Raw genomic sequence first — 10896 nt, 5'->3', positions numbered from 1 at the left:
ATTTTTATTTCTATTAATTAAAACAAATATGTGTAGTAATACCACATTATATTTTTTTATTACTTAATTTATTGAAATATTTTGAAAAAATACTGAAATTTAATGAAATTTTAAGATTTTTTAACATATACCTCATTTTTAATATTTCTTTTAAATATAAAAATATGATTTTAAATATTTATATTTTTCTAAATAAAATTAAAATATTTTATTATTAACTTTATAATTTTATTTTATTTATTATTTTTAATTTTAAGCTTATAATATTCTTTTTTAAAAAATATAAATGTGTAGTATTAACACACATATATATAATATTTTCTTCTTGAAAATTAGAGGTAAAGTTTATATTAATAGAAAATAAATTTGTATATTGTACACATGGTAGATAATATGCCGAAACATATAGCATCTGGTTTGAAATATTTAGCTGCAGTTAAGTTAAGAAGTAGGGACTATACCCAAAAAGAAATAGCAGAAAAATTAGATATAGACCGTTCAACAGTTTCTCATTATTTAAATGGCCGAAATCTTTCTTGGAAGTCTATAGAAGTTGCAAACACTATTGTAAATATGTGTTCAAAGGATTTTCTTGCTATGGTGCAGGTTTTATTTTTAGACTTAGATAAAATTCGTACAATGGTTTTAATTTTAAGACCAAATAATTATGAAGGATTAATTAAAAATTCATGTATCGGTTGTGGATTGTGTGTAGATTTATGTGTAATGAAGGCTATTAAATTAGATTCATTAAAAGCCAAAATACAAAATGACTTATGTTGTGGTTGTCTTACTTGTGAAGAAGAATGTCCAACAAGGTCCATTCGAATTTTGGAGGTTAATAAATGATCAAAAATGAGAAAGAAATTAAAGGTAATAACTTTAATATAACAAGATCAGCAGAAGAATTACGTACTCTTTCTTTTAACGATCATGTTTGTATTGGTTGTGGAATTTGTGAATCCACTTGTCCTGTAAGTGCTATTACTCTTGATGGTGTAGCTAATATTGAACGTAATTACTCAGGAATTTATTTCAGTGGTCACGATAAAATTAAACAAAATAATGTATTAGAAACTAACAAATCTGGAAAACTCACTAGACTTACAATTGATGAGAATAAATGTGTTCTTTGTGGTATGTGTAGTGGATTATGTCCTGCTAATGCATTAACATTAAGTATTAATGATGAACCAATTAGAAACATTGATGCGTACCCTAGTTACAATGCTTATGCTGAAATAGATGATGATGAATGTATTTACTGTGAAAGATGTGAAGCTGCTTGTCCTAGAGATGCAATTACTGTAACAAGAAAATTACCAGATCGTTCTAAATTAGTCACTGGTGAAATTGAAGTAATTGAAGAAGAATGTATTCACTGTGGTGTTTGTGAAGAATTATGTCCTGCAGATGCAATTGACGTAGTAAAAACCATTGGTGAAGAATCTATTGAAATTGATACTGATAAATGTGTTTACTGTTTAGTATGTAAAAAATCTTGTCCAGTTAATGCAATTAAAGCATTATGCAGATTATGTTCTTATGGTGAATATGATTTAAATGATGATGATTCTAAAATTACTGGAGCAACCATTATCGATCAAGAATCATGTATTAAATGTGGTTGGTGTGCAGGAGTATGTCCTACTAATGCTGCAAAAATTAAAAAAGCATTTGTTGGTAAATTAACTGTATATCCTGATAAATGTGGAACTTGTGGAGCATGTGTAGATGTATGTCCATGTAATGCTTTATCTTTCCCAACTACTAAAGGTGCAATAAGAGCTATACAAATTGTTGCAAATGATGATTATTGTATTAAATGTGGAGCATGTGCAAGAATCTGTCCTAATGATGCTATAGAAGTAACAAGAACTGGTATTGACTATACTGCTACTGATTCCCAATCTTGGATAGACGCATTAGAAGCTTTAAAAAATTAGGTGATATTATATGGAACTTAAAGTAAATCAAGATAATTGTTTAGGATGTGGTGTCTGTGTTGTAGCATGTCCTGTTAACGCTTCTATTAGTCCAGAAGTTGCTGGTGGACACGGTTCTAAAACTACAGAAACTATTATGATGGTAGAAAATGGTTTTATTAAATTATTTTCACCTGAGAAATGTGAAGAATGTGGAACATGTCAAATGTTCTGTCCAGTAGATGCAATTTGGTTAGAATAAGGTGATAATTATGCATTATGCAAATACTTACTTAAGCAAACCAGTAGTTGGAGATTTAGATGAATCTTATTCTGAAGATCAAAAAGGAACTACTAAAGTACTCCATTGTATGTTAAATACTGGTTCTGATATTTATCAAGGAGCATGTAAAAAAAGAGGTTCCACTTTAAAAGAAGAATATAAAAATGCTTCAGGAACCTGTTACATGGATCCTAGAGACATGGTTGAATTAGGTGTTAAAAATTGGGATACTGTACTTGTAAAAACTGATTATGGTGAAGTTGTAGTAAATGCAGCAAAATCCAGAGATGCACCTCATAAAGGTACTGTTTTTATTTGTAAAGGTCCATGGGCTAACACTATTGTAAGTCATGAAACTTACTGTTGTTCAGATCCTACTTATAAAGGAATTCAATGTACTGTTGAAAAAACAGATAGAAAAGTTTTATTAATGGCTGATCTCATGAGATTAGTTTATAAAAAATATGTTGATGAAACTGATGATGAAGTAATTGAAAATATGGAATCATTAGGTGAAAGACCTGTTTACAGGGGACGTAAATGGGAGGAATTAGATGAGTTATGAACCACCAATAACCGATTATGATGAAATTGTAGAAAATTGTACATGTGCTTTCTGTGGTTGTAACTGTGATGATTTAGACTACTTAGTTAAAGATGGTCATGTTGTTGCAGTAAGACATGCATGTAGATTAGGTGCAAGTAAAATTATGGAAGATTTAGATCAAAGATTAGTTGTACCTATGATTAGAGGAGACGATGGAGAACTTGAAGAAGTTGATTGGGATACTGCTCTTGATAAAGCAGCTGAATACATCGCTAACTCTGTAAGACCTGTATTTTATGGTTGGTCTGAAACTTCTACAGAATGTATGAAAGAAGGTCTTGATTTAGGTCAATATATTGGTGCAGTTTTAGATAACCAAGCAACAATCTGTCACGGACCTAGTTTACAAGCTGTTCAAAATGCTGGATATCCTATCCAAACTTTAGGTGAAGTTAAAAACAGAGCAGATATGATTGTTTACTCTGGAAGTAATGCTATGAACTCTCACCCTAGACATATGGCTAGATATTCTGTATTCCCTCGTGGATACTTTAGACAAAGAGGAAGATTTGATAGAACTGTAGTTACTATGGATCCTAAATTTTCAGATACTGCAAAAATGTCTGATAAATGGATTGGATTCGAACAAAACGGTGATTATGGATTCTACAATGCTATTAGAGCAGTTATCAAAGGTAAAAAACTTACCCAAGAAGTCATTTCTGGAATTCCTAGAGAAGATATCTATGAATTAGTAGATGAAATGAAACATGCAGAATTTGGTGTTCTCTTCTTTGGTTTAGGTTTAACTCACACTTTATCCAAACAAAGAAATATTGATATTGCAATTAAAATGGTTATGGATCTTAACAAAGAAAGTAAATGGGGACTTACTCCTATGAGAGGTCACTTTAACGTAAATGGTTTCAACATTTTCATGGCATTTGAAACTGGATTTGCATTTGGTGTTGACTTCTGTAGAGGTTATGCTAGATATATGTTAGGTGAAACCAACACTATTGATTTACTTGTTAGGAAAGAACCTGATGTATTCTTAGTTATCGCAGCAGATCCTGGTGCTCACTTCCCTAATGGTGCTAACCAACATTTAGCTCACATTCCTGTTATCCAAATTGATATTCACTGGGGACCATCTACTGAACTTGCTGATGTAGTATTACCTGGTTCATTTATCGGAGTAGAATGTGCTGGTACTAGTTATCGTATGGATGGTGTACCTATTTACATGAAAAAAGCTATTGATAAACCTGAAACCTGTCGTGACGATGAATGGATTGTACGTGAAATAAAAGAAAGAGTTATGAAACTTAGAGAAGAACCTAACGTAGCTCCTAAATACATCCCTAACCCGGCAGCAGAATAGATTAAAGGTGATTAAATATGGAATATATACTTAAAAATGGTATTGTTTACGATCCTGCTAATGAAGTAAACGGTGAGAAAAAAGATGTATACTTCAAAGATGGTAAAATCGTTGAAGATGTTTCTTCTGCTGCAAAAGTTATTGATGTAACTGATAAAATTGTTATGCCAGCAGGTGTAGATACACACGCTCACATTGCAGGACCAAAATTAGTTTTAGGAAGATTATACAGACCTGAAGATTCAAGAAGAGGAGTTACCCAAAAAACTAAAGTAGAAAGAGGAGAATCTGGATTCTCTATTCCTAGTTGTCCTACAACTGGATACAGATATTCAAGAATGGGTTACGGTACAGTTTGTGAAGCAGCTATGCCTCCTTTAGAAGCAAAACACACTCATGAAGAAATTGGAATTATTCCAAACATTGATGTAAACCCATTAACTTTATTTGGTAACAATTGGATTGTAATGGAACTTGCAAAAGAAGGAGATATTGATGGTCTTGCTGCATTCATTTCAGCTTGGTTAAAAATTACTAAAGGATACGGTGTAAAAATTGTAAACCCATGTGGTAGTGAAGCATGGGGTTGGGGTATGAATGTACACGGATACAATGATAGTGCACCATACTTTGATGTATCTTCTAAAGAAGTTGTAAGAGCTCTTGCAAAAGCAAATGAAAAACTTGGTCTTCCTCACTCTATACATATACACCCTAATGATTTAGGACACCCTGGAAACACTCCAACAACTCTTGAAACTCTTGATTCACTTAAAGATATTGTTAAAAGTACTAAAAAATCAGCATCTGTAAGAGATCAAACTGTTCACTGTTGTCACATGCATTTCCATTCTTATTCTGGAACTAACTGGAGAAATGCTGGATCTGGTGCTCCTGAAGTAGCTAAATTCATGAACCATTGTAAATATGCAACTGGAGATGTTGGTCAAGTAACCTTTGATGAAACTACTACCATGACTGCAGATGCACCTATGGAATACGATTTATACAGATTATCTGGTTTAAAATGGGTTAATGCAGATATTGAATGTGAAACTGCTGCAGGTATTATCCCTTGTATTTACTCTAAAAAAGCACCAGTAAGTGCTTTACAATGGGGTATTGGTATGGAATTATTCTTATTAATTGATAATCCATGGCAAATTAACTTAACCACTGACCATCCTAATGCAGGACCATTCACAAGATACCCAAGAATTATCTCTTGGTTAATGAGTGCACCAAAAAGAAATCAAATGATCGAAAGCCACGAAATTCACAAATGGGCTGAAAAAAGAACTATGGTTGCAAGTATTGACAGAGAATATGATTTCTACGATATCGCTACTATTACCAGAGCAGCTAATGCTAAAATCCATGGATTCCATGATAGAGGTAACTTATCTGTTGGTTCTAATGCAGATATTGCAGTATACGATATTAACCCTAATGACTTTGATCCATCTAAAAATCCTGATGCTGTTGAAAGAGCTTTCAGTCGTGCAAAATACACAATTAAAGATGGTCAAATTATGGTTAAAGATGGAGAAATTGTTAGTACTAAACCTTCCCACGTAATTTGGAGTAATGTTAAAGGTATGGAAGAACAAGAAAAAGACATTATTGATAAAGTAATGCCATTCTTTAAACAATACTACTCAGTTAAATGGGAAAACTACAAAGTACACGACCACTTCTTATCTAACCCAATTAGAGTAGATGTAGAATAAATATTAGGGTGATAGAATGAAAACAATAACTTTTGATGTTAAAAAAAGAAATCAAATAGCATTAGAATTCGATGAAATCATTCCTGATACTATTTACACTTGGGAAGCTGAAGACTTCGATAAATATGCTGTTCCTGTAGGAAACTCAAGATTCCCATTAACAGATTTTTTTGATATTACAGTAGAAGGTACTGCTGACTCTCCTGCTGATGTAAAAATGGTCTTTAATGGAGATTGTGGAAGAGTAAAATACATTGGAAATAAAATGAGTGCTGGAGAAATTATCGTAAACGGTGATGCAGATTTACACGCTGGAGCAGAAATGTCTGGTGGAAAAATGACCGTTATGGGTAATGTAGAAGCTCACGCTGGACGTGAAATGTCTGGTGGAGAACTTGAAATCTACGGTAATACTAAAGAATTCACTGGTGCTTCATACATTGGTGAATGGAGAGGTATGACTGGTGGAAAAATTACTGTTCACGGAAATGTTGGAAAACAATGTGGTGAATGTTTAACTGGTGGACATATCCATGTTCTTGGAGACTGTGATATTCTTGCTGGAATCCACATGACTAAAGGTGTTATTGAAATTGATGGTAATGTAAACCGTTGGCCTGGTGGACAAATGAAAAACGGTAACATTATTATCCATGGAAAATTAGGTAGATTACTTGAAGGATTTGTTGAAGAAGATATTGTAACTGATCCTCAAATTGATGGTGAAATTTACAAAGGAAGATATATCTCATTTAAAGGAGATATTGCTTTAAATGGTAAAGGTCACTTATACCTTGATGCTGAGAAAAACAGAGATAAATTATCTGCTTGGAAAGAAACCGATGATGAATATATTAGTCTCGGTGAAAACAGGAAATACAGGTAGATTACTAAATTCACAACTGAAAAACACGAAGAAAATAGATTCTTTCTATTTTCTTAACTTTTTTTATTAGATCTTATTTTTATTATTTAGTTTTTTAGATTTTTTTATTCTTTATTTTTATGATTTTTTTGTTTATTTTTATTGTTTAAATGTTTTAAGTTGTATAATTCTTTATTTTTAGATTTTAAATTTTATTTAAATTTTATGATAATTAATTTATAGATATTTTAATATTTTTTATATAACAATAAGTAGAAATTTAATTATTTTATGAATTTTTAAGTTTAAGTATAAAATTTTAAATAAAATTATATACAATATATTAAGTAAATATAATGCTTATATAATAAAGAGTGTGATAATATGGAAAAAGAAATTAAAATGACTCCTGATGAGGCAGTAGAATATATACGTAATAATGTTAATGTTGGAGATACATTAGAATTATCTTATAACCGTATATTTGCACCAGGTGAAGTTTTAGGTGTAGTTAGTGAAGATTCAGAAACAGGTGAAGGATTAAGAGTAAACCTACAACTTAATGGTGATATTTTAAATCAAAATATTGAAGTTGATTTTAAAGAAATTAAAGATGAAATAGTCGAAATACGTCATATTACTGATGAAGATGATATAACTATTGAATTTTATTAAATTTTTATTATTTTTTTTATTTTTATTATAAAAACTAGTTTTCTATTTTTAACATATACATTAACTTATACTAAAATTGTATTTGAGAATAATATTGTTTAAATTATTAAAAAAGTAAATGTTTTAATTAATGTTTTATGAAAAATTGTATTTTACATATCTTTACTTTTAATTTTTCTTTAGTTTTATTTTTTTATGGTTTTTATTTTTATAAAATTAGTATTTTTTTTATTTGGTTTTTTTATTAATTAATTTTTGTAAAAATTAGTATTTTAAAAAAATAAAGGAAATAATTTCCTTTAATTTTTTGATTTATTTTTCTTAATATCTGGAACATAAGATTTAAGAAGTAATGAAAGACATACTACTGTAACTGAACTGCAAGCCATAGCAAGTGCTGCATATTCTGGTCTAAATAATATACCATAAGAAGGGTATAAAACTCCTGCAGCTACTGGAATGAGTATTGCATTATATGCAAATGCCCAAAATATGTTTTCTTTAATTCTAGTCATTACTTTTTTAGATAATTGAATAGATGCAACAACATTTTCAAGACTACCATCCATTAATACAATATCACCACTTTCCATAGCAACATCAGTACCTTCACCAATAGCAATACCTATGTCTGCACCAGTAATAGCAGGTGCATCATTAATACCGTCACCAACAAATAATACTTTTCCATTATCTAATTTTTGAAGTTCACGTACTTTATCTAATTTTTCATTAGGAAGTACATCACTAATTACATGATCGATTCCAACTTCTGAAGCTACAACTTCTGCAGTTTTTTTATTATCTCCTGTAACCATATATGTTTCAATATTCATGTCATGAAGTTCTTTCATTGCATTTTTTGATTCAGGTTTAATTTTATCCATTAATGTAATTATTCCTTCTACTTCATTATTAATTGCAAGGAAAATAGCAGTTTTTGCATGGGATACAAATTTCTCAAATTCTTCTAAATCTTTTTTAGAAATGTTTATATTATTATCTGTAAGTAATGCTTTATTTCCAGCATATATTGTTTTATTATTTATTTTTCCTTTTAATCCTTTACCAGTAACATTTTCGAAATCATCTACATTATAGATGTCTATATTTTCATTATTACCATATTTTACAATTGCATTTGCAATTGGGTGGTTTGAGTTTTTCTCAATACTTACAATATATGATAATAATTCTTTTTCTGTTATATCTTCTTTTAATGGTAATATATCAACAACTTCTGGTTTTCCTTGTGTTATTGTACCTGTTTTATCAAATACTGCATAGTTTACTTTTTCAGAACTTTCAAGTGTTTCTCCATTTTTAATTAGGATACCATACTCTGCAGATCTACCAATACCTACAGTTACTGCTGTAGGTGTTGCAAGTCCTAATGCACATGGACATGCTACTACAAGTATTGATATTAATGTAGTAAGTGAGAATAGTAAACTTCCGTTAAGTAAGAAGTACCATATTAAAAATACAATAATTGCAATTGTAATTATTGTAGGTATAAATACTCCAACTACTTTATCTGCAAATCCTTGTACTGGAGGTTTTGAAGATTGTGCTTTTTCAACAAGAGTAATGATTTGAGATAATACGGTATCTTTTCCAATTTTTTTAGCTTGAACTTTTAAAACACCATTTTGATTTAAAGTTCCTGAAAAAATATCTGAACCATTTTCTTTAAGTTTTGGTATAGGTTCACCTGTAATCATTGATTCATCAATATATGAACTACCATATAATACTTTAGCATCTGCAGGTATTTTTTCACCAGGTTTAACAAGAAGTATATCTCCAATTTCAATTTTTTCAATTGGTATTTCTTCTTCTTTTATTATATTTCCATTATTGTCAAGTTCAACTTTAGTTGCATTTTTAGGTTGAAGACCAATTAAAGATTTAATTGAAGAAGATGTTTTTCTTTTAGCTCTTGCTTCTAAGTATCTACCAATCATAAGGAATGATGGGAGCATTACTGCAGTATCATATAGCATAAAACTTGAATCAAGAACTATGTTAAATGTTCCTAGAATACTTGAAACATATGCTACAAGAATACCCATTGTATACATTACATCCATATTAAGATTTTTATGGAATAATCCAGTTAATCCTGCTTTTACAATTGGATAAGATACATAAATAAATGGTATTATTGATATTAATAAGGATAGTTCACCCATTGAAAGATAAGGTACCATTACATGTTTAAACATAATGTACATTAATATAGCAGAAAATATTAAACCAACAATTATACGGTTTCTTTTTTGATTAAGATTTTCTTGATATATTTCTTCTTCATCAGTTTCATCAAGGTCTCCTTCTAAACCAAGATATTCAAAACCAAGATTTTCAATAACCTTAATCATATCATCTACTGAAACTTGTGTACTATCATATTCTACTGTAACTATCCCTGTAGTTAAATCTGCATTTACATAGAATATACCTTTAAGTCGAGACATTGATTTTTCAATACTCACTACACAAGATGCACAATGCATACCTTTAGTTCTAAGTTTTACTTCATCTTCACGTATATTGAATCCTAAATTTTTAATAGTTTTATCAATTTCATCCATTGAAACTTGTTTAGAATCCATTGTAAAATGTGCTCTATTAGTATTTAAATCAACATTTACATCACTAATTCCATCTAAACGATTAAGTGATTTATCTATACTAAGAGCACATGATGCACAGTGCATACCTTCAATAGGAAGATCCATAGTTTTTTTCTTTGCCATATACTCACCTCATCATATTTTTTTTATAAATAATATGATTTTACACAGAATTTATAAATATTACTTAAAAAATAATTATTTAATTTAAATTTTGATTAATTTGTTTAAATTGTATAAAAACAATTTTTTTATTTTTTTTTTAAAAATTATTTTATTATAAACAAACAAATATAAGTGGTGTTATATTTTATCTTAAAAAAAATATTCCTTAAAATTTTAAGGAATATAATAATTATTTATTCTACTTTAAATCCTGCTTCTTCTACTGCATCAGCAATATCTTTATCAGAAACTTTGCTTGCATCGTAGTCAATAATTACATTATTATCATCTAAGCTTGCTTTTGCAGAATCAATACCATCTACATCAGTAAGTGATAATTCAACTGCATTTACACAACTAGGGCAATGCATTCCTACAACTTTTACTTCTTTTTTTTCATTTGCCATATCTAACTCTCCTTTATTTTTTTCTTAAGTATGTGTTTTTATATTCACATATTTAAATTTATTTATATATTAATATTATTTATTAATCTTATATCTTATCAAATTAATTTAATAATAAAAAATATTATAAGATTATATTAAAAAGTATTATTATTTAATATTTGTGTTTTAATTTAATTTTTATTTAACTTTAATTGGTTATTTATTTTTTAAAAATAAATTATAAAGAATTAAATTAAATAAAAACTTTTTAAAATGTTTTATAAAGAAAATAGG

At 29.2% G+C, this 10896-nt stretch carries 10 protein-coding genes; 8 read left to right on the top strand and 2 right to left on the bottom strand.

Going from position 1 to position 10896, the window contains the following annotated elements:
* The first annotated feature begins 381 nt into the window (after positions 1–381).
* The 8 genes from BGI41_RS04170 to BGI41_RS04135 all read left to right on the top strand — a co-directional run bounded on the left by BGI41_RS04170 (position 382) and on the right by BGI41_RS04135 (position 7409).
* Positions 382–849: a helix-turn-helix transcriptional regulator gene (locus BGI41_RS04170; protein WP_198945419.1), complete on the top strand. Its 468-nt coding sequence runs from the start codon at positions 382–384 to the stop codon at positions 847–849.
* Positions 846–1946, top strand: a complete 1101-nt coding sequence (gene fwdF, locus BGI41_RS04165; protein ID WP_088538977.1) for a tungsten-dependent formylmethanofuran dehydrogenase subunit FwdF — start codon at positions 846–848, stop codon at positions 1944–1946. Before BGI41_RS04170 ends, fwdF begins: the two co-directional genes overlap by 4 nt.
* A 10-nt stretch (positions 1947–1956) precedes the next feature.
* Positions 1957–2187 carry a 4Fe-4S binding protein gene (locus BGI41_RS04160; protein WP_042707647.1) on the top strand — a complete coding sequence of 77 codons (231 nt, stop codon included), beginning with the start codon at positions 1957–1959 and terminating at the stop codon, positions 2185–2187.
* Positions 2188–2197: 10 nt separating this feature from the next.
* On the top strand, positions 2198–2773 hold the full coding sequence (locus BGI41_RS04155; protein WP_088538976.1) for a molybdopterin dinucleotide binding domain-containing protein: 576 nt from the start codon (positions 2198–2200) through the stop codon (positions 2771–2773).
* The gene (locus BGI41_RS04150) at positions 2763–4139 is read left to right on the top strand and encodes a formylmethanofuran dehydrogenase subunit B (RefSeq protein WP_088538975.1); all 1377 of its coding nucleotides are present in this window, start codon (positions 2763–2765) and stop codon (positions 4137–4139) included. The genes BGI41_RS04155 and BGI41_RS04150 overlap by 11 nt, the downstream gene beginning before the upstream one ends.
* A 17-nt stretch (positions 4140–4156) precedes the next feature.
* The gene (locus tag BGI41_RS04145) at positions 4157–5869 is read left to right on the top strand and encodes a formylmethanofuran dehydrogenase subunit A (RefSeq protein WP_088538974.1); all 1713 of its coding nucleotides are present in this window, start codon (positions 4157–4159) and stop codon (positions 5867–5869) included.
* 16 nt (positions 5870–5885) lie between these two features.
* Positions 5886–6755, top strand: a complete 870-nt coding sequence (locus tag BGI41_RS04140) for a formylmethanofuran dehydrogenase subunit C (RefSeq protein WP_088538973.1) — start codon at positions 5886–5888, stop codon at positions 6753–6755.
* A gap of 363 nt (positions 6756–7118) precedes the next feature.
* A complete protein-coding gene (locus BGI41_RS04135; protein ID WP_088538972.1) occupies positions 7119–7409 on the top strand; it encodes a DUF2097 domain-containing protein in 291 nt (96 codons plus the stop codon).
* Between the two features lie 299 nt (positions 7410–7708).
* On the opposite strand, the gene BGI41_RS04130 is transcribed toward BGI41_RS04135, so the two are convergent.
* Together BGI41_RS04130 and BGI41_RS04125 are read right to left on the bottom strand one after the other, a co-directional pair.
* The gene (locus tag BGI41_RS04130; protein ID WP_088538971.1) at positions 7709–10171 is read right to left on the bottom strand and encodes a heavy metal translocating P-type ATPase; all 2463 of its coding nucleotides are present in this window, start codon (positions 10169–10171) and stop codon (positions 7709–7711) included.
* A gap of 236 nt (positions 10172–10407) precedes the next feature.
* Positions 10408–10620: a heavy-metal-associated domain-containing protein gene (locus BGI41_RS04125; RefSeq protein ID WP_088538970.1), complete on the bottom strand. Its 213-nt coding sequence runs from the start codon at positions 10618–10620 to the stop codon at positions 10408–10410.
* Positions 10621–10896 lie beyond the last annotated feature (276 nt).

The sequence above is a fragment of the Methanobrevibacter sp. 87.7 genome (assembly GCF_002208625.1).
Taxonomy (GTDB): Archaea; Methanobacteriota; Methanobacteria; order Methanobacteriales; family Methanobacteriaceae; genus Methanarmilla.
The sequence above is the reverse complement of the archived record's forward strand: the minus strand, read 5'-3'. Positions and strand labels throughout refer to the sequence as shown.

Excerpts from the sequence above, each read along its gene's own strand:
- BGI41_RS04170 (WP_198945419.1), top strand. The coding sequence starts at position 382 with ATGGTAGATAATATGCCGAAACATATAGCATCTGGTTTGAAATATTTA.
- fwdF (WP_088538977.1), top strand. The coding sequence starts at position 846 with ATGATCAAAAATGAGAAAGAAATTAAAGGTAATAACTTTAATATAACA.
- BGI41_RS04160 (WP_042707647.1), top strand. The coding sequence starts at position 1,957 with ATGGAACTTAAAGTAAATCAAGATAATTGTTTAGGATGTGGTGTCTGT.
- BGI41_RS04155 (WP_088538976.1), top strand. The coding sequence starts at position 2,198 with ATGCATTATGCAAATACTTACTTAAGCAAACCAGTAGTTGGAGATTTA.
- BGI41_RS04150 (WP_088538975.1), top strand. The coding sequence starts at position 2,763 with ATGAGTTATGAACCACCAATAACCGATTATGATGAAATTGTAGAAAAT.
- BGI41_RS04145 (WP_088538974.1), top strand. The coding sequence starts at position 4,157 with ATGGAATATATACTTAAAAATGGTATTGTTTACGATCCTGCTAATGAA.
- BGI41_RS04140 (WP_088538973.1), top strand. The coding sequence starts at position 5,886 with ATGAAAACAATAACTTTTGATGTTAAAAAAAGAAATCAAATAGCATTA.
- BGI41_RS04135 (WP_088538972.1), top strand. The coding sequence starts at position 7,119 with ATGGAAAAAGAAATTAAAATGACTCCTGATGAGGCAGTAGAATATATA.
- BGI41_RS04130 (WP_088538971.1), bottom strand. The coding sequence starts at position 10,171 with ATGGCAAAGAAAAAAACTATGGATCTTCCTATTGAAGGTATGCACTGT.
- BGI41_RS04125 (WP_088538970.1), bottom strand. The coding sequence starts at position 10,620 with ATGGCAAATGAAAAAAAAGAAGTAAAAGTTGTAGGAATGCATTGCCCT.